Here is a 21699-nt window from a genome sequence, read left to right as displayed (position 1 = left end):
TATTTAAACAAGTAATAAAACGACGGTGACCTGCCCCATGAAACGCTATGAGCAATTTGCCGATGAGATAGCCGCGCTGATACGCGAGGGCGTAATAAGCCCTGGGGAGCGAATACCTTCAGTTCGCCAGGCCAGCCGCCATCATGGCATTAGCCCATCTACGGTATTTCAGGCCTATTACTTACTGGAAAACCAAGGGCTGATCACTGCTCGCGCACGTTCAGGCTATTTTGTCCGCGAGCATGCGCAGCGCCTGCGGGATGAACCACGCGTCACGCTGCAACACGCAGACCCGGCGGAAGTAAAAGTGAGCGAGCTGGCATTCTCCGTGCTCGATTCACTGCAGGATACACAAACGGTACCCTTTGGGTCCGCGTTCCCCAGCCCCGAGCTTTTTCCACTGACTCGGTTAAGCACCAGCATGACTCGCGGCTTACGCGCTCTTTCGCCACAGCAGCTGGTGGCTGATATGACTGCAGGGCATACCGGCTTACGGCGGCAAATTGCCTTGCGCTACATGCTGGGTGGCATTCAACGACCTATCGAAGAGCTAGTTATTACCAATGGTGCCATGGAGGCGCTCAATTTAGCCCTGCAGTGCGTGACCCAGCCGGGCGATCTTGTCGCGGTCGAATCGCCCGCCTTTTATGCCACCCTGCAAGTGTTAGAGCGGCTGAAATTAAGAGCGGTGGAGATTCCGGTACATCCTCAAAACGGCATCGACCTTGAGGTGTTGGCAGAGCGACTGGCGTCACTCCCTATTAAAGCCTGCTGGTTTATGAGCCATCTGCAAAATCCACTCGGCGCCAGCCTTAGCAAAGAGCGCAAGCGGATTCTTTACCAGCTGTTAAAGCAGCACCAAGTACCGATGTTAGAAGATGATGTCTATGCGGAGCTTTATTTCGGCAGTGCGCCCCCCGTCCCCGTAAAAGCCTTTGATGACGAGGGACTGGTCATCCACTGCAGCTCTTTTTCAAAGTGTTTGGCACCGGGCTATCGCGTCGGCTGGGCAGCGGGTGGCCGCTATGCCAAGGCCATTTCACGGCTGAAGCTAATGACGACCATTTCGCCGTCTATTCCAGCACAAGCGGCTCTTGCCGATTATTTGCAGCACGGCGGGTTTGATCGCCATTTGCGTAAGCTCCGCCACGCTCTAGAAGCTCAGCAAGCCAGTATGCTGGCCGCTGCAAACCGCTATTTTCCTGCCCAAACCCGCATAACGCGGCCTGCAGGGGGCTACTTTTTATGGGTCGAGTTCCCGGAACATATTGATTCACTGCGTCTATTCACCATGGCGCTTGATCACGGCGTTAGCATAGCGCCTGGCCCTATTTTCTCGGCGACGCAGCAGTTTCGCCACTGCATACGCCTGAGCTACGGCCACCCCTGGACTGCCTATAGCGAGCACGGCATGGAAACTCTCGGAAAGTTATTACACAGCCAACGGCGTTTGGAGTGACATTAAACGCTCACTCCACCCTCGCCTGAGTTCACATACCGACTTAGCTTACCGATTTGATAAATATCGTTCATATACATATCAAACCTTGAAATACAGAACGTCATAAAGATTAATACATAAATAATAATCATTAAATAAAACGGCTCATTAATCCATAAAAGTGCGGACGCCGAAAACTTATAGTGAATGGTATAGATACTCATCCCGCCTAAAAGCTGTGCCAAAAAGCAGTTAATAATAACAAGCGTTATTAGCAGGCCACGCACGTCAAACGTAGGCAGTTTCGTTACCCAAAACGATAGATGCTTTACTTTAATATCGCCGTTATAAACCAACTTTTCTCTGCGCCTTAGTAGAGGAATGGCATAGCGCCCCTCTTCCTCATCATTAAATGCCGTCAAGGCCATTTTCCGCGTAATACCAGGGCCAAAAACAGCAGCAGCGGCTTGGCCAAACTCTGCCTCTGAATGCTCGTTTGAAGACGTTTTTGCTTTGGCAGAGAGCTCTGCTAAGCGGGCTTTATCCGCTCGCGATAATTTCTTTTCATTGCCGACATTTATATTATGGTTAACGTCATACACTTGGTACAAAGCGGCCGTTACGCCCACAAGGATTATGACAAAAATAATATAGATCAAAGAACGTCCTCCACTTGCTGCTTACCCATCAAGAGCCGTCGAAAAACTGACCGCTATTTGCCTTCATTACATCGACATCATGCTATCTATGCATGAGAACTATGCCTATACACCCTTGATCTGTACAGGCTCAGAAAGCCACTATAAAGACAGATCAGATCAGCGCGGCTAAATGAGCTGATCGGCACCCTGATCACTGGCTACATGCATCCAGATGATCTCGCGGCCAGCCACAGCTCCATTCAACGTGTTATGAGCGGTCAGCCTTATATCGATTTTCGCAATCGTGCATATCCTATGGTCTGCTCGCTGGTATGAAGAAGAAAGAGTGCGTGTTGGCGTGGCGCGGGTGATCGTGTGCTTTGCACGATGGCCACCATGCTGACACTCTGCTCAGCTATGCAGATGCGCATATGTATCGGATTAAAAAGCACCGCTGGATCGCTAAATAAGCACCGCAGGGGGTGCTTATAATTACTCTTTTGCGCCTATGCCCTGCGGAGCGCTAACTCCGGCATCAAACAAGCCTCACAACATGAGGCCGATCAATAGATACGCGACCAGAGTCACCAGGGCGACAGCGAGCGCAAAGGGAATTTGCGTCTTGATATGGTCAATGTGGTCGGAAGCGGCGCCGGTAGAAGCAAGTACCGATGTGTCCGATAGCGGCGAGCAGTGGTCCCCAAACACACCGCCGCCCGCGACTGCAGCGACGGTGGCATAGAGCAATGGCGTAATGGCATCTGCGCTGAAATTGAAGGCGAGAGGCACGGCTAACGGCATCATAATGGCAAAGGTGCCCCATGATGTGCCGGTGGAAAAGGCAATGACGGCGGCAATCAAAAACGTCATGGCGGGTAGTAACGCAGGCGTCAGCCAACCGGCGGTTGCTTCAACAATGTAGTTGGCCGTGCCCATATCTTTTGACAGCTGATTCAGCGAATAGGCCAGCGCCAGGATGATGATCGCGGGCATGACACCCTTCATGCCGGAGAGTGAGGTTTTCATAATATCGTTGAAAGGAATGCCCTGCAGTCGCATGACAATCCCTAAGAACACCGACGCCGCCAGGAAGGCTTCCATGGTCTTGGCCGAATCCATCACAATAAACGTCCCTACCGCCACACCGATCACCACCATGACCGGGGCGAAGAAGTTCCAAAATAGGCTGGTGCGCACACCTTCATAAGGTGGAATATCGGTTAGCTCCTCTCCCACCAGCGGCTCAGCACCATCACGCAATACCTTGCCTTCTTCTTGGGCCCGACGCTCAGCTTCACGCATTGGTCCGAAAAGCGGAATAACGCCAACAATCACCAGCCCCACCACCAGCACAGAAAGAAATGCATAAAGGTTGAAGGGGATGGCATAGAGAAACACACTCATTGCCTGCGCCGCATTCTCAATAGGGCCCATTCCGATCAGCAGCCCAGAGATAAATACCGCCCAGCCGGTGATAGGGATCAGAACGCTCACGGGGGCTGAGGTTGAATCCGCGATGTAAGCGAGTTTTTCACGGGAAACACGGTAGCGGTCCGTCAGGCCACGCATCGTGCTACCGACAAACAGCGGGCTGAAATAGTCACTGAAGAAAACAAACATCCCCATGACCCAGGCAATCAGTTGAACCTTCACACGCGATAAGGCGCGGCGCTCCACCCAGGCAGTAAAGTTTTGAATAGCCCCCGTCCGCTGGAAAAAAGCGATCACCGTACCGATGAATAGCTCGAGCAACAATATCCAGGAGAAGCTCGTCGTGCCCAGCGTTTCCTTTAACAGCGTCGGAAACCCCATCAACCCATTGCCCAGGGTGATTACCCCAACAAAACAAGCAACGGCCAATGAAAAAACGGTATTACGCGTGACGAATGCCAGCACAATCGCAAGTGCCGCCGGCAGGATAGACAACAGCCCAATATGCTCTTGAGGATTCATTGTAATCTCTCTTTTTTATAATAAAGGTTGGGATCAGGTTTCGGATTTCGCTTTGAGGCGCTCTACTTGGCTGGTTAGATAAAACCCTAACCGGCGCACAGGGTCAGGCGGCATCCAACTAGCGGTGCCAAACAGCGACGCAATATCCTCAACGGGCTGTCCCAACGCTTTGCGCGCCAGCGCATCGCCTAGGAAGGTGCCCTTGACGATCCCGCCACCATTACACCCTGCCGATACATACAAATTGGGCTGAATCTCACCCCAGAATGGCGCGCCGTTATAGGTAAGCCCGGTGGTGCCTCCCCACATCTGGTCAAAGCGCACGGGGGCGATGTTGGGATAGCGAGCTTCAAGGCTTGCTCTTAATCCGTCTTCGACACGCGCGTTATCGGCTTCGCGCTCATAGCTGTAGCCTGAACGAATCATCAATCGCCCGTCGGCCGTGGTGCGCAGCGTACAACCCAGCCGGTGCGCAGGCAGCAGCCCCCAGGTTATAGCAGCAATACGCTGACGATCATGCTCCGCTAATGGCTCGGTAATAGCGGCATAGGTATAAATAGCCGTTAGCCGCGAAGAGTCGGCACCGAAAGCCCTCGAAAAAGCGTTATTGGCGAGAATCACTCGCCCAGCCAATACTTCACCTTCCGAGGTCGAAACACGCCACTTTTTGCCGTCAGGCACAATCTGCGTGGCGGGCGAATATTCGTGCAGCTCTATTCCGGGTTCCAACGAATCTGCCAAGCCCGTAATCAATGCGGCTGGCTGGACCAGATAACAGTCCGGCGAATAAAGGCCATGCGAGTAATAATGGGTACCAATTTTTTCAGCGAGCTGGCCCCCACTTAAGGTCTGATAGGACAGTCCAGCAGCGTTAAGAAAGTCTTCGTACTGTTTAAGTGAACGCTGGCCTATCGCGCTTCTGGCCGCTCGGTAGGTGCCGCTATGCGCTAACTGGCAGTCGATACCTAGACGCTCAACACGCTCACGTAGCAGCGCCATCGTTTGCCGGCTCAACGCGTTTAACTGCCCCATGCGCTCAAGCTCTTCGGGCCGAGCGTCGTTCGCTAAGGCAATTTCCAACATGAAGCCAGAATTGCGCCCCGGGCTACCTTCACCGACTCGATCAGCCTCAAGAATTTTGATGCGATCATCCGGCTGCGCTTGCTGCCAGGCAGTGGCCGCCGCAAAGCCGGTATAACCCGCGCCGATGATGACCACCTCTGCCTCAGACTGACCGTTTAACGCTGGGCGCACCTTTCGCGAAGGTAGCCATGAATTCCAGCCGCACGGGCGCTGATGGGAAGGGTGTGTGAGGAGTTTCATGATGATTCAATCCAAATACAAAAGGCCGTGGGCCTTGTTAACCATGGCAGCCACTTCATCCTGCATGCCTTTGAGAACGTCCGCCTTGTGGTCAGCTGTCATACGCGATTTCAGCATCGAGCAGCTCATCGCACCCAAAGGATGACCACTGTGATCAAGGATAGGAATGGCCAAGCCGCTGTACTCGGGCAGCAGAGATCCCTCCACGCCGTGAGCATAGCCATGAGTGAGTAGATAGTGTATTTCCGCTTCAACATCAGCAACGGCGATCGCGTATTCGCTAAGCAGTCGTGCGGCGTTATGGCTGAGTATATCGCTGCGCTCGTCAGCTTCCAGATAGGCAAGCAAGGCGATAGATGCTTGGCCAACACCTAACGGCAGGCGGCCGCCCGTAGCGCTAACGAAACTGCCCACAGGGTAGGCGCCGTTCTGTACTTCCAAGCAAACAGCATTAAAACCATCGCGCGCAAAGAGATAAAAACTATCGCCACAACGATGGGCTAAAGCCAGCAACCTTGGCCGAACCAGGTCACGCAGCCCGGCGCCATTGCCCGCCTGAGCGCCGAGCACCAGCAGTTCATACCCTAATAGATAGCGCCCACGAACAGGAGAAGAGCGCAAAAACCCTTGCTGCTTGAGCCCTTTTAATAATCGATAAAGCGTTGGGCGACTGAATTCGAGCGCATCGAGATAATCATTGATGCTGGCACCACGGTGCCCGCAACGTGCCGTGATCTGCAGCACCTGCATGGCATGAACCAACGTCGAGGGAGTCTGTTGCGTATTTCTACCGGGTGAAGGCATGTGTGCAGGCATGTGTGCAGGCATGGCGCGCGTCATTTTTTGTTGGTGTGGTTTAGAACATAGCAAGACAATTTTACTATTTCATCTCACCAAATGAGACACGGCAATCTTGACAGCCGCCTGCCGAACAGGCCATCGCCGATACATAGTGACCTCACTCGGCCTTCGATTGAGGCAGGGCATCCGACTAAACGACGTTGGCTCACCCGCGTCGACTTCTCTAAGATCAGGGCTACTCCTCTCTTTCACGAGCTGCCTTTATGAAACCTGAAACGATCGCCCTCCATCATGGTTACTCACCGGATTCGCAAAATGCTGTTGCGGTTCCGATTCACCAGACCACGTCATTTTCCTTTGACAGCGCACAACACGCGGCGGATCTGTTTGATCTGAAAGTGGAAGGCAATATTTATTCTCGCATCATGAACCCGACCTGCGCCGTGCTAGAGCAACGAGTAGCCGCGCTGGAAGGCGGTATTGCGGGCCTAGCGGTAGCATCAGGAATGGCAGCGATCACCTACACCATTCAAACCATTGCAGAAGCGGGCGACAACATCGTCTCGATTAGCGAGCTGTATGGCGGCACCTACAACCTGTTCGCTCACACTTTGCCGCGCCAGGGCATTCAGGTGCGCTTTGCCGACAAAGACGACATTGCCGGCATCGAAGCGCTAATTGATGAGCGCACGAAAGCAGTATTTTGCGAAAGTATCGGCAATCCCTCTGGCGGGATCGTCGACCTGCGGGCGCTTGCAGATGCCGCGCATCGTCACGGAGTCCCGGTGATTGTGGATAACACCACGGCCTCACCGTTTTTATGCCGGCCCATTGAACACGGGGCGGATATTGTCGTCCATTCGGCCACCAAATACATTGGCGGCCACGGCACCACGGTGGGTGGCGTTATTGTAGACTCTGGCAACTTCCCGTGGGCGGAACATGCCAACCGGTTTCCGCTGCTGAACGAGCCGGATGTCTCCTATCACGGCATTTGCTATACCCGCGATGTCGGCGATGCAGCCTTTATTACCCGCGCACGCGTAGTGCCGCTGCGCAATATGGGCGCGGCGCTGTCTGCTCAAGCAGCCTGGAATCTTCTGCAGGGGCTGGAAACACTGTCACTACGAATTGAGCGGATCTGCGCTAATGCGCTAACGGTTGCTAAGCATTTAGAAGGTCACTCCCAAGTGGCATGGGTGCACTATGCCGGGCTGGAAAGCCATCCCGATCACGCATTAGCCCAGCGCTATATGCATGGCCACGCTTCGGGCATTCTTAGCTTCGGGATTAAGGGTGGCCAAGCCGCTGGCGAGCGCTTCTACGATGCGCTTTCGCTTATTTTGCGGCTGGTTAATATTGGCGATGCCAAGAGCTGCTCCTCTATTCCGGCCTCGACCACGCACCGCCAGTTGAATGACCAAGAGCTACAAAAAGCCGGCGTCACCCCGGACATGGTGCGCCTGTCGATTGGCATCGAGCATATCGACGACCTGCTGGCCGATATTGACCAAGCGCTCGCCACCTCCCAAGGCTAGCGGTGCCCCAAGCGCGCTGGGACAGTTAAACTAATCGCTTCCAGTGCGCTTGTATTAGCTGATTATTTAAAGAACGGCGTAGCAAACTTCGTTGGCGCGAACTAACGTTGGCTTCTATGATAAAGTCATAATCAGCGTTAACTCAGGATGAGCTAACGAGATACACAAAGGAGAAGAGCATGTTGAAATTTTTAGCTAGCACCGTCGGTATCATCTTTATGATCGGCCTGATAGTGGTTATTGGCCTTCTAATGCTGATCTTCTAGCAAGGCCTGTCAACACTATAAAGACCCAGTTAACCGAACACGTGTCGATTAACCGGGCCATTGGGCACTTAGTTTACCCCCAAAGTGCTGAATGCCTCGTTAGGAACGACGTTCCCATAGCGTGACTTCCGAGAGGCTGTGCTGGTATTTATGCATGGTCTCTCTAATCACAAAGGGGACTTTTTCGGGATCGCTAATCATCCGGAAATGAGGTTCAAGCAGCGCCTTAAGGCCATCCAAGGTGCTGACATTTTCGCCGTTTTTCTTGATTCCTCCAATCCACTCCTCCTTCGGCGTATATTCCTCCAGCCACGTGTAGGGCGAGGCGATCATGAGGATGCCGCCCACGTTGATCCGCTCATGCACGGTCTGCAGAAACTGTGCAGGCTTATACAGCCGATCAATCAGATTAGCGGCCACTACTAAATCGTAACCGCTGAATTGTGGTTTGAGGTTGCACGCATCGCCTTGCTGAAAGCTTATGCGTTCGACCACGTCTTCCAGCCCAAGGCTTGCCAGCGTACGTTCCTGGTAGGTGACGAGTTCGCCCTCTTCTGCACGGGTATAACGCAGCACTTTCTGCTCCGCCATTTCGACACCCTGGCGAATAAAGTTGGCGGAAAAGTCCACTCCATCTACCTGTTCAAACTCACGGGCCAGCTCGAAGCTGCAGCGCCCGCTGGCGCATCCCAGGTCCAGCGCGCGTTTCTTGGGTCGGCCAGCCATACTGGCTAATGCCCTGTTTGCCAGTGCCTGCGGGAAGTTGGCAACGCCAAACCACTCATCGCCGTAATGGAATTCTGCGTACTCCGACATGCGCGCATCACTTTCGTAATAAGCGCTGGGTAGCGTGACTTCGGCGTCGGACACAACATAGCGAAAGCCCGCATGCTGGAAGAAATGCCGCCGAAACGCATAGCGAGCGTTAAGCCGCGTTTCATTACCGCAGGAGATCCAGGAACCGCCCTTGATCAGGTTATGCTGGTTATCAAACGTCGGCGTGGTGAAATCATCGTACAGCGGGTGCACATCAAAGCCTGGGAACGGGTAGGTGGGCGTTTCCACCCACTGCCACACATTGCCCACCACATCGAACCACTGGCCATGCTGGAAGCGCGTTACAGAGCACGAAGAAGCGCCGTGATCTAAATGCAGGTTGGCATTGGCAGGCGCGTCATTTTCCAGCTCGGACACACCCGCTTCATCCGCCAAACGATGCCACTCATCTTCCGTAGGCATACGCACGGGCTGACCCGTCTGTTCGCTTTTCCAACCACAAAAGGCTTTAGCCTCGTGGAAGTTGACTTCAACCGGCCAATCCCAAGGCATTGTCACCTCTTCGGTCATCAAGCGCAGATGCCATTCGTTTTTCCACACCCAGAAGGTGGGATGGGTCGCTTTGGCAAAATTGCGCCAGCCTAACCCCTCTTCCGACCAGAAGGAGTCGGTCAAATAACCACCGGCTTCAATAAACTCCAGAAACTCGTTATTACTGACCAGGAATTGGCTCGCTTTAAACTCTTCAACGTCGGCACGGTGATGACCGTACTCGTTATCCCAGCCGTACCATGGGTCATCAAACGACTTGCCTAACGTCACCTCACCTTGAGGCACCGTGATCAACGTGTTCTCCGGCGGCTCACCGGCGGTGCGAATAGGCGCCCACTCAGGCTGTGGTGACACCAGATCGAGTGACTGCTGGCGAATCAACACCGAAGACGTTTCAAGGTGGATACGCTCGTGCTCGATCCCCATGACGATAGGCCAGAAGGGGCTATCCCAACCAATGGGCAGCGAAACGGGCAGCTCACGAATCAAAGCGAGCACCGCGGCGCGAACCTTCGCGCGATAAGCCATCACCTCACTGACCAACGGCCACTGATAGTGGGCATCATTGAGGTCATCCCAGCTCATTTCATCGACGCCAACCGCAAAAATAGACTCCATGTTCGCGTCTATTCGAGCAGGTAAGAGCTTAGCCAACACCAGCTTATTAACGAAGAATGTCGCGGTATGTCCGAGGTAGAACATTAGCGGATGCCGAAGAGATATCGACTTACGCCGGTAGGCCTCTTCGCTGGCAAGCGTTGTAAACAGTGACTCATATCGATCGAAGGTGGCAGTGAAGCAGGCCTCAATGCTGCGGCGCGTTGCTTCCGGATCATTACCGGCCAACATGACAGTACGAGGAAATAGATCAGGCGACATCGATGCTTCTCGCCCAGTAGAGGAACGTGTAGAGGTCATATTTTTAAGCGCCTTTATCGTTAAGTGACGATGACAACACTCACAAATGTCGATAGCCACCACTCTTTTGGTAATCGTCGTGTCTCCGCTGCAGCAACTGACACTAGGTGTACAGGTAAACATAATAAGGCATTAAAAACCAAAAACTCCTACAAAATCTACCTCTGGTTGTACAACAACTTTCTATACATCAAAAGGCATCTCATAGCAGGCCTTTAAAAGAGTGATTCGAAACGCTGATTTCCAGTAGGCAGGGGGCACAGACGAGTGCACGCTATCGGACTTCAAAGGTTTGATAAGGAAGTATTTTTCTAAATAAATGGGATTCAAATGCAGAGTAGTGATGGGCTGCAAAGCGTAACGCAACGGCGTATGTCATACCGTTCTCTTTAGACAATAATCCTCTCCTCAGCAGCGAGAAAACCTCTACATTAATTCCACAGATACTCTACAACCTAATTGCTAACTGTAACGATCTCAACTAACTTTGTTACCACGGGTGCGCTAAAACTTTTCTAATGCTGGTTTACTCACTCGCTTCTGAACATGACTGACTGCGACTGCGCCTATTTGGTGCGCTCCAACCGCCGCGCAGTCAGCCTGGGTCAACCAGCACGGAGGACATTGAATGTCGATAACATCAGAAAAGCAGTTGCCCGAATCAGTAGTGGCTTGGCGTGATCCAGAAATGGACTCGGTTAAAGGCACCGAGACGCCCAAAGATCCCAATAAAGGCTATATCGCCCTGCTTGGCTGGAGTATTAATGCCATTAAAGCGGCGCAAAAATTTGACCGCCGTTATATCGTGATTGCCCCCGAGTGGGCGGCGGATTTTTGCACCGCCAACAATATCCCTTTTATCTCTTGGGATTTTATCCGGTTGAATGATCGGTCCATGGAAATCGCCGAGAGGTTGAAGGAAGAAGGCGTCGATATCGCCATTCCGCTGTTTGAAGAGACCGTTGAGTGGTCCGGTGCGATCAACTCCGTCCTCCTTGATAGCCCTCGCATGTTTGGTCAATCCATTCTGTTCCGCGACAAGGCCTTAATGAAGCGTCGCGCGCAGCTTGGCGGTATCCGTGTCGGTATCTTCGAAGAGGCCCACGAGAAAGAAGACATCGTTCGCTTCATGAAGCGCGTGAACCAAACGCTGCTCAAACTTGATGGCGACCCGAACGACCCGATTCACGTTAAGGCGTTCGACAAAGCCGGCTGCCTCGGTCACCGAATGATCCGCACGCTCGAAGAAATCGACAACATTCCGGCCGAAGAATATCCCTTATTGATGGAAAGCCATCTGGATGGTTGGGAGTTCGCCGTTGAGGCCTGGATTCATGATGGTAAAATCCAGTTCCTGAACATTTCTGAATACGTAACGTTGGGCTATTCGGTATTCGTACCGGCGACGGCAGAGCTTGAAAGCTGGCGTAATGCGATCACCAAGCAGATTGAGCTGTTGATTAAAACGTTTGATATCAAGTTTGGCTTGATTCACCCCGAGTACTTCGTCACCGCTGATGGTGAAATGTACTTTGGCGAGGTGGCCTACCGCCCACCCGGGTTTAAGGCGTTTGAACTGATCGAAAAAGCCTACGGCTTCAATGCCTATCAGGCGTCCATGCTAGTGTTCGATCCGAAAAGCACGAAAGAGGAAGTAGCAGCTTTCTTCCCCAAAGAAGTGGTCGATGCGAAGGGTTACGCAGGCTGCTTTGGTGTCTACCCGCGCCGTCGTGTTGTCAGCAAACTGGAAATGCCTACAGAGTGCGTTGATCACCCCTATTTCGAGTCACATGAGCTAGTAGCGCCTACGGAAGAGACGGTGCCTGACCGGTCTGCTTTCGGCACGCACTGGGGCCTGGTCTTCTTCTTTGGTGATGACCCCATCAAGATGCGCGATCTGCTCAAAGCGCAAGAGGACCTCGACTTCTACGTGTAGAGAGTCGTTAAAACAGCACGCGCCTCTATAGACGCGCTATTGGCATCAGAAAGCGATGCTGACAGCGCGTATTTTTTTGCCGGCGTGGCGTAATCGCCCTATAGCTCCTACGTTGTTTTAAGGGCGTGTTTTAAAGGCCGGTTTGAAAACCAGCGTCGTAAAGAAAGTCATAAAAGAAAGTCGTAAAAGAAAGTCGTAAAGACATAGGGAGCTATAACAATGGATGCACTTGCGCGAAAGCTGGGCCTCAGGACAGATCCCACCATATTTTTCACATCGGCCGGAATCATGATCCTGTTTTTAGTGGCGCTGTTAATTGCGCCAGACGCCATAGGCGCAGCCTTCGGCGCGGGGCGTGAATGGATCGTCACCAACCTCGGTTGGTTTTTTATTTTAGGGGTAACCACCTGGGTAGCATTTCTGCTGTGGGTGGCGATGAGCCGTTATGGTGCGATTCGTTTAGGCGGAAATGATGCGAAACCGACGTATACCAACGTTTCCTGGTTCGCCATGCTGTTTGCGGGCGGTATCGGTACGGTGCTGATGTTTTGGGGCGTCGCCGAACCGATTTCTCATTTTGCCAATCCTCCAAGGTCGGATGTCGAGCCATTCTCTGTAACAGCCGCTGACGATGCTATGAGCTTTGCGATTTATCACCTGGGGCTACATACCTGGGCAATTTTCGCCATGCCGGGACTGGCGTTTGCTTACTTTATCTATCGTTACAACCTACCAATGCGTTTCAGCTCGGTCTTCTATCCGTTCTTAGGTGAACGTATCTACGGCCCCATCGGTAAATCGCTCGATATCTTTGCCATTCTCGGCACGCTCTTTGGCGTAGCCGTTTCTATCGGGCTGGGCACCCAACAGATCAATGCGGGGCTAACGGAACTGTGGGGGGTTCCGGATGCGGTGATAACAAAAGTGCTGATCATCGCTGTGCTTACCACCGTGGCCGTAGGGTCAATCGTGGCGGGGCTGGATTCAGGCGTGAAACTGCTCTCCAATATCAATATTGGTATGGCCGTTGGCCTGCTGCTGTTTGTGCTCTTTACCGGCTCGACCGTTTTTCTTTTGCGCGCCGTGGTCGAAACCTTTGGCCTCTACATAACCAACCTGCTGCCCATGGCGTTCTGGAATGACACACTGGCACGCTATTCCAGTGAAGGCGGCGCCTGGGGCTGGCAAGGCAGCTGGACGGTGTTCTACTGGGCCTGGACAGTCACCTGGTCACCGTTCATCGGTATCTTCGTGGCGCGGATTTCTCGCGGGCGGACGATCCGCGAGTTCGTGCTTGGCGTGCTGTTCGCCCCCTCTATCTTTACGCTGGTCTGGTTTGCGATCTTTGGCTGGTCGGCAATGGAGATTGACGGCATTGGGCCCGCTGCCCGAGCGGCATTGGGGGATCAAGCGGGCATATTGTCAGCGGCTGTCGCCGAAAGCATCCCGCTCGCCATGTTCGCGTTTTTTGATAACTTCCCGGCCGCGACATTGATTAAAGGCTTAGCGGTGGTGATCGTCGCGATCTTCTTCGCTACTTCATCGGACTCAGCGTCACTGGTCGTCGATATGCTGTGTACCGGCAGCGCCGACCCTGGCCCTTGGCATCAACGTGTTTTCTGGGGTGTCTCTGAGGGGATGCTGGCTGCCATGCTCATTGTACTGGCAGGCGATGCCGGGCTGACTGCACTCCAGCAGGTCATCACCGTTGTCGGCCTACCGATGTTTATTCTGGTCTTTATCATGATGTTCTCGCTTTACCGCGGCCTCTCTCAGGAGGATCTCAGCGAAGTACGGGTAGGGAGCCCACCTAGGCAGGCAGAGTTGAAGCAGAGAGAGTAAGCCACACCAGAATTGGCAAAAGTAAGTTACAAAAAAGGGGCATGCGATTACTCGCAGCCCTTTCTTGCAACTAAGAAAGCTCTAATCAACGTTAGCTAATATCCCTAGCTATTTTACCCTGCTTGAAAACATCCGTTGGAATACTAAAGCGGTCGGAAAGGCCACAAATTTGGCGCCAGTTAAGATGGCGCTTACCGGACAAAATGGACGAAACAACAGACTGAGCACCAATTTCCGGCAAATTGCTTTGGGTAATGCCCCGCTCTTCCATGAGATAGCGCAGCACGTCAGTATCCCCAGCGACGGGCATGGGGCGTACTCGCTCATCATATGCCTCTAGAAGATCACCGAGGCGCGCCGCAAGGCTGGATAGAAAATGAGTTTCATCATCGCCAATCAAGCTTAGAATTTCATCAAGCGCCTCTACTTTCGCGTCATACTCATCCTCTGACTCAGGCGCAGAGAGAAGAGGCGCAATGTACTGCCAGTGAGTAGCCGCTTGATCGAGAACAGCATTCATATTTTCACTCCTTCCACTTACCCTTGTCATATTCTGGATGATCTAGAATATGGCGGATAAAAACGCGCTTAGCGCGATAATGCACGGTGGCTATCAGTCGAATCTTATTCCCACCAATGTCAAAAACATGGAGGCTTCCGACCTTATCGGTTGCCGGGAAAATCTCTTTCATCTCAGCAAAGCTCTGAGGTTCGCTACCCTTCATGATACGAAACCATGCATATAAAGCGCTGGCCGACTGCGGCCATTTGCCTTTCGCTTCCCAAATACGTTTTTGCGTGACCACGTGCATTCGTAACCCCTTTCGCTCGGCCACATTATAATAGCAAATTGCTATTTATAGCAATTTGCTATTATTTTTAAACTTGATGTGCTTGCCGTAACGTGGCCCCCGGTGAAGATCTAACCGAAGTCTTGGTAGGTAGCCAGCAGAGCTAAAGCCGGAAATCTTTATAACGATTGGCTTCATATTGCGTGATTGGATGAGAAGGTAAAACGTTGAATATGATGCTTAAGAACCTCGGTCATCCCCCCGCAAAACCAGGGTGCTCAAAAGTAGAATTTTCCGTAAGCTAAACGCAGGGAGATTCTGCATGAAAAAATCACATTTTCCTGACAGCCAAATACTGCCGATTCTCAAGCAAGCTGAAGGCGGTGCACCCGTTCCAGAGCTATGTCGTGAACATGGCATGAGCAGTGCAACTAAATTTATAAATTAAATTCTTCAAAAAATAATGCTCATAGCCTGTAAATAAACAGTGGAGTCATAGTGTCTGTCGTTGGATAGAGATACCATCGCATTGACCTGGAAGTTTGTATTTAGTAAATTAACTTCCACTTAAATTTTAACTTCCAGGCATCGAGGACCTTCATGGCCGAGTTCTCTCATACTTTTCCCGCTGCTCGCGGCATTCAGTCTGGACGGCCATGTTACGTAGCAATGTGCCCTCTTCGATTAGTACCTAAAATTTTTATTTTTGATGGGCAGGAAGTCCCTCCTGAGCTGAGAGCCCAGCGGGTGTTGAACCGTACTCGCATTCCCGACATAGTGAGCTACCTAGTAGATAACCCATCTGACTACACACTTTCTGGCATCACTGCATCTGTAGATGGTCAGGTGTCTTTTGAGCCTAGTACTGACACTGGATTGGGACAAAACCTCGGACTGCTATCTATTCCGATGGACGCTAAGATCCTAATTAACGACGGCCAACACCGCCGCGAGGCTATCGTACAAGCGATAGAACAAAATCCGGAACTTGGGTATGACAATATCCCAGTGCTTTTCTTCATCGACGACGGCCTTAAACGCAGTCAACAAATGTTCGCCGACCTCAACAAGCACGCAGTACGCCCAAGCGACTCAATTAGCACACTCTATGATCATCGAGACGCTTTATCTGAACTTGCTAGAAATGTGGTTCGAGAAGTAAAAGTTTTTTCGAGACTAACTGAAATGGAGAGATCAAGTATCTCTAATCGAAGCAGCAAATTTTTCACCTTGTCAGCAATAAAAAATGCATCCAAAGCTTTGCTGATGAAGGGAAAGAATGCCCCCATCACTGAAGAGGAACAGGAACTAGCGATTCAGTTCTGGAACGAAGTAGCTGAAAACATGAGGGACTGGCAGCTAGCCCTAGAAAAGAAAGTAGCCACTTGTGACCTGCGAGAACAATATGTTCATGCTCACGGTGTTATGTTGCAGGCCATGGGACAACTAGGCGCTGATCTCATTTGCAAACCCAAATCGCAGTGGAGTGGAATCCTACAAGGCCTACAAAAAATTGATTGGGCTCGCGCGAATAGTGATTGGGAAGGTCGCGCCATGCATCATGGTCGTATCAGCAAAGCAAGAAGCAGCGTAGTTCTCAGCGGCAACTACATCAAACAACAGCTCGGTGTTCCGCTTACCCCTACAGAGCAGGAATACGAGGAGTCGTTCAAATGATGGCATCAGAAGAGAAATTTATTTTCTCAGACCACCTTTCCATGATTCAAGATTACACAATTGGTGGCCGTCCACTCGTGGATTTAGTACGAGAAATTCAGACCATTTACTGCTCCGATGACCGTCCTTGGATCATTGGCTTTAGCGGTGGCAAAGACTCCACCTGCATTTTATCGCTTATCTACATGGCGCTACTTCAGCTACCAATAGAGAAGCGCAAAAAACATGTTTATGTCGTTTCATCTGACACATTGGTAGAAACCCCTGTCGTTGTTGACATGATTAAGCGAGTAATAGCCACTATCAATGAGTCCGCACCCCGTGAAAGCTTACCTATGAGCGCTCACAGCGTGGTGCCGAAAACCGATCAAACTTTTTGGGTAAATTTACTGGGCCGTGGCTACCCAGCGCCGAACCAATCTTTCCGTTGGTGTACGGAGCGTATGAAGATTGACCCTGTTAGCGAGTTCATACTGAATAAAGTCGCTGAGTTTGGTGAGGCCGTTGTTGTATTAGGCTCCCGTAGCCAGGAAAGTGCTTCACGAGCCCAGGTAATCTCTAAGCACAAGATCGACGGCTCTGCTTTAAGCCGCCATAGCTCATTGCCTAATGCATACACATACATGCCAATCGAAAGCTGGTCGGCAGATGAAGTATGGATGTATCTAATGAGCGCCCCTTGCCCCTGGGGCGGCTCTAACAGAGAGTTGCTAGAACTTTACAAAGGGTCTAACCAGGGTGAATGCCCCATTGTTATTGACAAAAGCACTCCCTCTTGTGGCAACAGTCGCTTTGGCTGCTGGACTTGCACCGTTGTTACTGAAGACAAAGCGCTTCATGGATTGATCGAGTCAGGAGCCAATTGGATGAAGCCTCTGCTGGCTTTCAGGAATATGCTCTACCAATCTCGGCAACCTGAAAATTCCGAGGAGTATCGCAACTTCCGTCGCCGGACTGGTCGTGTGTCATACAACTCAGGAGATATCAGCGATGACAGCATTCACGAAATTCGCCACATACCTGGCCCTTATTGGCTATCAAAGCGCCAAGAATTTCTTCGTGAACTTCTGACCATTGAGAAAGAAATTAACGAGAGCGGAGAGTCCATCGAACTGATCACGCGACCTGAATTGCATTTGATCAGAAGAGAGTGGCTGCGAGATCCAAACGAACCTGATTGGGAAGACTCCCTACCCCATATATACCGTGACGTATATGGTGAAGACCTTGAGTGGGTGGAAGACGATGCTGGCGCCTTCACGCGCGCTGATTCGGAAACATTGGAAAATCTTTCCGAAACATACGGCGTTCCGTCTGCGTTAATCCGGAAGATGCTTGAAGCAGAGCTTCAGGTGTCGGGCCTTGGAAAACGTAGAGGTATTTTAAATAGCTTAGAAAGCATCCTTCAGCGCGATTGGGAAGAGCTTGAGGCTATCAACGAACGTAATCAGTCCTTTCGCAAGCGTGGCAAGTTGTACGTTGAGGAAGTAAAAGACGAATTTTCAGAGTTTTTGCATTAATGCTTATCAAAGAGCTGACGCTGACCGATTTCCGAGTTTATGCAGGCACCAATCATTTTAATTTAGCTCCCGAAAAACATTTCGGAAAAACCCGACCCATCATTCTCTTTGGAGGGCTAAATGGCGCAGGTAAAACAAGTATTCTTCTAGGCGTCAGGCTTGCCCTATACGGGCGCTTATGTCTTGGCTCTACCGTTTCTCAGAAACGGTACGATGAGTTTCTCCTGGACGCCCTACATCACTCAAAAGAGACTGACCGCTCTGCGAACCAGGCATCTGTTGAGCTAACGTTCACGTATGCCAAGCTTGGCACGGAAAACCAATATCATATTCTACGTGAATGGCAACGGAAGGGAAGCAGTGTCAAAGAAACTCTGACAATCCTTGAGGACGGCACCCCTATTAAAGGTCTCAATTACGACCAAGCACAAAATTTTCTTAATGAACTTATTCCTGCTGGCGTATCTGACTTGTTCTTTTTCGATGGTGAAAAGATAGCTCAACTAGCGGATGACACAGGAGGAGCCGCTTTAGAGCAATCCATTAAGAAGCTTCTGGGACTGGACGTAGTTGAAAGGCTTTCCGGCGATTTGACGGTTCTCAACCGCAACCTGACCAAACGATCATCAGCTCAAGAGATTCAAGCTCAAATAGGTTCCGAACAATCTAACCTTCAGGATTGCCGTACTCGTGTCGAGTCGATTCGACAAGAGATCACTACGACTCGCGCTCAACGTGCTGAGATTCAGGATCGAGCTAATAAGATCCAAAAAGGGATTGATGATCGAGGTGGACACTTTTCTGCCTCTCGAACACAGCTCGTAGATGAATTGTCAGAACTGCAGGATAAGCGGGAACATCTAGTTTCTCAGATTAATAGCCTAGTATCTGATGCGGCGCCTATCGCACTTGCAGAGGAGTTCTGTGTAAGGACGGAGACCCAAATAGAGAGCGACCTAAACCTTCACAGTCTTCTTCAGGAGCATAGAATTCATGAAGAGTATCGTACAAAACTAATTGAGTCGCTTGATTCAAAGTTAACGGATGATACTTTAAGCATTGTTCTCAATGAATTAGATACGCTTGATCTATCTTCAAAAGATCGGAGCCTCGATCAGCCAATACATGATTTGACACCTTCGCAAGCAGGTCACCTTTTCACTACATTTAATCAGGCTCGAAAGCAGCGAAAAGAAGTATCAACCTTATTCACTTCTTTAGAAGAAATTGAAGCGGCTCTTGATGAGATAGGTGCTTCACTAGCGCGCGCACCAGATGACTCACTGATCGCGACGGATTTCGAGAATCTTCAGCAGCTACAGCAAAAGCTTGGCAGGCTAGACGCTGAAATCGATACCCTTCGAAAACAAGGTAAAGAGACTGCGAATGAAGCTGTTGATGTTGCCCGACGACTTGATCGACTTTACGAAACTGCTGCGAAATTAAGTGACCAAAAACGTGTACTCGACTACATAAACAATGCCAATGGCCTTCTAAACGACTATGTAGACCAGACAGCTAAAGCAAAAATTCAAGACCTTGAAGTACAGTTCACGGAATGCTTTGCAAAGCTTGCACGTAAGGAAGACTTGGAACTACAGATCCGCATCGATCCCAAAACTTTTCATGTAAGTCTTCTCTCTGGTAAAGGTCGAGGAATTGCAAAAGATGAGCTTTCAGCCGGAGAAAAGCAGATTTTTGCGATCGCAGTGCTCGAAGCATTGGCAAAGACCTCAGGACGCCAACTGCCGATGATCGTTGATACCCCTCTAGGGCGGCTAGACTCGGAGCATCGAACAAAGCTAATCGAAGGTTATTTTCCAACCGCGAGTCATCAAATGATTGTTCTTTCGACAGATACGGAAGTCGACGAAGCATTTTATGCAGCTCTATCACCAGATATTTCGCGTGCCTATAAGCTCGAATATGACCCGAGAGCAGGAGCTACTCAGGTTCGTGAAGGCTATTTCTGGCAAAAGCAGGAGTCGGAGCTAATATGATTCCTTTTCGCATCCAGTTGAGTAAGAAAACCTGGGATCGTTTGCAATATATGCAAACAAGAACGCGTCTAACACCGAACATTATTGCACGTATGGCGATTTCGCTAGCGTTGCGTGATATTCATACAGCTGCGATTAATGAGAGTAAACCTGAGCAAGTTCACGTAATTAATCGTGACGTGCTATTTGGTGATCAGGAAAAAATATATGAAGCCTTAATCCGGCAGTTCTGTGCTGAACAAGGAATCGACTCTAATATCCAAGACATTCTACGTTCACTAATTGACAGCGGTTTGCATAAGATGGGGCACGTAAAAAGCCTACTCGACATACATACTTTTTTCGCTAAAAATCTTTAATATTATATACTTTTTAAGACCATGTCATATATGCCCGACTACTTTAGCGGGCATCTACATTAACCATATAAGCAACCATTTATAACACCCTTAAAATATCAGCCTGCGCTTAACATAGACAGAGTCTCCACAACTTCTATTTATTTTAATGACTTAAAATTAACCTAATAACATTTAACCATCAACAAGAAATTCAAAATCACCTATCAATCAAGAAATTCAGATATTGAATCATAAATAACTTTAGCCGACCTACTTGTAGGCTCTAAATCTATAAAGAATTGGTCACTCAAATCACACTTAGAAAATGCTTTTGAGAAGCTGTCAACACTAATAACCGCATCCCATTCAAAACTCGGGTTTTCCAATCTATATAGATCTTTAAATATCCGAACCAGGGCATTGAAGCCGATAGCTTTATTTAAAGAAGATTTTTTTTCACTTTTTGACCAAGCTTTCGGCCATTTGCTATTAACAGCATTAAAAAAATTTAATAAATTTGATGCTATCACTTCATCACGGTCTTCGACGAAAGCCTTTCTAAAAAAATATTTTTTAAGACTTTCTTTATCCAAGTGTGACAGTTCTTTCTTCTTATTCCAAAACCTTGATTCTGATAAAAAATAATCCCTATCTTCTTTAGGGCTTGGAGATATGAGTTTTACAACATTCTCAACAAAAGCTGCCTGTGTCAGAAATTCTCCTTTTACTCCAGGAGTAGCAACACCTAACCTTTTAATCGATCTATAAAAAGGGCTTTTGGGTTCTTTGTTGAGTATCACAGCGATATCGTGGCAAGTTCGCTCAGGGCTTCTAGCCTCAGCTAGTGCCTGCAAATCATAAACCAAACTTTTATTAACTTTAGTTTGGGCAAGATTTACAGTAGCAAATATCCCTGCTTGAGTCGAAATATCAGCTCCAACAAAAATGGTAACTAAAAGCTGAAAAGGAGATTTAGAGCCATCTGGGTTTTCAAACTCAAAGTTGCTTGTATTAAATCCAGCCAACCGATGTTGACCATCTAATATTGAAGCTATTTTTTTCCCTTCCCCTTCATCTGAAGTTAAAGTTATCACCTTTAGCTCTTCATTCCAACTAACGTTATCCTCATTTACTGAAAGTATAATAGAGCTAGGGAAAGTTGCATCAATACCTTTTACATAAGAACTAATTTGTTTTACTCGATCAAGCTTAAGCTCTCTCTGAATTCCTAAATATTTACCAACATCATCTTCTTTGATTCTTCTAACATCAGCTTCTGCAATTTTTGATACATCGGCAGCATTCATAACTCCGCAATAAAAATCCCCAACAGGTTGGCTAATTTTAATTGCGTCAAAAACTATAGAATATTTCATTTTCGC

At 49.8% G+C, this 21699-nt stretch carries 17 protein-coding genes and 1 pseudogene; 10 read left to right on the top strand and 8 right to left on the bottom strand.

Going from position 1 to position 21699, the window contains the following annotated elements:
• Positions 1–37: 37 nt before the first annotated feature.
• Entirely contained in the window at positions 38–1459 is a 1422-nt protein-coding gene (gene mapR, locus ACT3TF_RS06610; protein WP_441685633.1) for a GntR family transcriptional regulator MpaR, read from the top strand.
• Positions 1460–1461: 2 nt separating this feature from the next.
• Here the strand turns inward: mapR and ACT3TF_RS06605 are convergent, their stop codons facing one another.
• The 4 genes from ACT3TF_RS06605 to ACT3TF_RS06590 all read right to left on the bottom strand — a co-directional run bounded on the left by ACT3TF_RS06605 (position 1462) and on the right by ACT3TF_RS06590 (position 6186).
• Positions 1462–2100 carry a hypothetical protein gene (locus ACT3TF_RS06605; RefSeq protein ID WP_444671834.1) on the bottom strand — a complete coding sequence of 213 codons (639 nt, stop codon included), beginning with the start codon at positions 2098–2100 and terminating at the stop codon, positions 1462–1464.
• 528 nt (positions 2101–2628) lie between these two features.
• Positions 2629–4035: a Na+/H+ antiporter NhaC family protein gene (locus ACT3TF_RS06600; protein WP_441685636.1), complete on the bottom strand. Its 1407-nt coding sequence runs from the start codon at positions 4033–4035 to the stop codon at positions 2629–2631.
• A gap of 33 nt (positions 4036–4068) precedes the next feature.
• Entirely contained in the window at positions 4069–5358 is a 1290-nt protein-coding gene (locus ACT3TF_RS06595; protein ID WP_444671833.1) for an NAD(P)/FAD-dependent oxidoreductase, read from the bottom strand.
• Between the two features lie 6 nt (positions 5359–5364).
• Positions 5365–6186, bottom strand: coding sequence for an IclR family transcriptional regulator (locus ACT3TF_RS06590; protein WP_444671832.1), 822 nt, complete (start codon positions 6184–6186; stop codon positions 5365–5367).
• Positions 6187–6422: 236 nt separating this feature from the next.
• Between ACT3TF_RS06590 and ACT3TF_RS06585 the strand changes: the two genes are divergently transcribed.
• Complete coding sequence (locus tag ACT3TF_RS06585) at positions 6423–7697, top strand: O-acetylhomoserine aminocarboxypropyltransferase/cysteine synthase family protein (protein WP_444671831.1); 1275 nt, start codon at positions 6423–6425, stop codon at positions 7695–7697.
• Positions 7698–7876: 179 nt separating this feature from the next.
• Positions 7877–7963 (top strand): hypothetical protein, encoded by an 87-nt coding sequence (locus ACT3TF_RS06580; protein WP_441685660.1) that lies wholly within the window; start codon positions 7877–7879, stop codon positions 7961–7963.
• Between the two features lie 99 nt (positions 7964–8062).
• Here the strand turns inward: ACT3TF_RS06580 and ovoA are convergent, their stop codons facing one another.
• Complete coding sequence (gene ovoA, locus ACT3TF_RS06575) at positions 8063–10210, bottom strand: 5-histidylcysteine sulfoxide synthase (RefSeq protein ID WP_444671830.1); 2148 nt, start codon at positions 10208–10210, stop codon at positions 8063–8065.
• 628 nt (positions 10211–10838) lie between these two features.
• On the opposite strand from ovoA, the gene ACT3TF_RS06570 reads away from it, so the two are divergent.
• Together ACT3TF_RS06570 and ACT3TF_RS06565 are read left to right on the top strand one after the other, a co-directional pair.
• Positions 10839–12146 carry an ATP-grasp domain-containing protein gene (locus ACT3TF_RS06570; RefSeq protein ID WP_096277309.1) on the top strand — a complete coding sequence of 436 codons (1308 nt, stop codon included), beginning with the start codon at positions 10839–10841 and terminating at the stop codon, positions 12144–12146.
• A gap of 219 nt (positions 12147–12365) precedes the next feature.
• Complete coding sequence (locus ACT3TF_RS06565) at positions 12366–13988, top strand: BCCT family transporter (RefSeq protein ID WP_444671829.1); 1623 nt, start codon at positions 12366–12368, stop codon at positions 13986–13988.
• 91 nt (positions 13989–14079) lie between these two features.
• Here ACT3TF_RS06565 and ACT3TF_RS06560 read toward each other — a convergent pair whose 3' ends face one another.
• Positions 14080–14508 carry a helix-turn-helix domain-containing protein gene (locus tag ACT3TF_RS06560; protein ID WP_444671828.1) on the bottom strand — a complete coding sequence of 143 codons (429 nt, stop codon included), beginning with the start codon at positions 14506–14508 and terminating at the stop codon, positions 14080–14082.
• A gap of 4 nt (positions 14509–14512) precedes the next feature.
• Positions 14513–14800 (bottom strand): type II toxin-antitoxin system HigB family toxin, encoded by a 288-nt coding sequence (locus ACT3TF_RS06555; RefSeq protein WP_444671827.1) that lies wholly within the window; start codon positions 14798–14800, stop codon positions 14513–14515.
• A gap of 301 nt (positions 14801–15101) precedes the next feature.
• Here ACT3TF_RS06555 and ACT3TF_RS06550 point away from each other — a divergent pair.
• From ACT3TF_RS06550 to ACT3TF_RS06530, 5 genes and pseudogenes are all read left to right on the top strand, one after another.
• A pseudogene (locus ACT3TF_RS06550) lies at positions 15102–15212 on the top strand (transposase); the annotation flags it as partial.
• 167 nt (positions 15213–15379) lie between these two features.
• A complete protein-coding gene (gene dndB, locus ACT3TF_RS06545; RefSeq protein WP_444671826.1) occupies positions 15380–16456 on the top strand; it encodes a DNA sulfur modification protein DndB in 1077 nt (358 codons plus the stop codon).
• Positions 16453–17976 carry a DNA phosphorothioation system sulfurtransferase DndC gene (gene dndC, locus ACT3TF_RS06540; RefSeq protein ID WP_444671825.1) on the top strand — a complete coding sequence of 508 codons (1524 nt, stop codon included), beginning with the start codon at positions 16453–16455 and terminating at the stop codon, positions 17974–17976. Before dndB ends, dndC begins: the two co-directional genes overlap by 4 nt.
• Positions 17976–19976: a DNA sulfur modification protein DndD gene (dndD, locus tag ACT3TF_RS06535; protein WP_444671824.1), complete on the top strand. Its 2001-nt coding sequence runs from the start codon at positions 17976–17978 to the stop codon at positions 19974–19976. Before dndC ends, dndD begins: the two co-directional genes overlap by 1 nt.
• Entirely contained in the window at positions 19973–20335 is a 363-nt protein-coding gene (locus ACT3TF_RS06530) for a DndE family protein (RefSeq protein ID WP_444671823.1), read from the top strand. The genes dndD and ACT3TF_RS06530 overlap by 4 nt, the downstream gene beginning before the upstream one ends.
• A gap of 206 nt (positions 20336–20541) precedes the next feature.
• Here ACT3TF_RS06530 and ACT3TF_RS06525 read toward each other — a convergent pair whose 3' ends face one another.
• Positions 20542–21693, bottom strand: a complete 1152-nt coding sequence (locus ACT3TF_RS06525) for a DGQHR domain-containing protein (protein WP_444671822.1) — start codon at positions 21691–21693, stop codon at positions 20542–20544.
• Positions 21694–21699 lie beyond the last annotated feature (6 nt).

Origin of the sequence: Halomonas sp. AOP25-F1-15 (assembly GCF_052378675.1) — a bacterium.
Lineage (GTDB): Bacteria > Pseudomonadota > Gammaproteobacteria > Pseudomonadales > Halomonadaceae > Vreelandella > Vreelandella casei.
The sequence above is the reverse complement of the archived record's forward strand: the minus strand, read 5'-3'. Positions and strand labels throughout refer to the sequence as shown.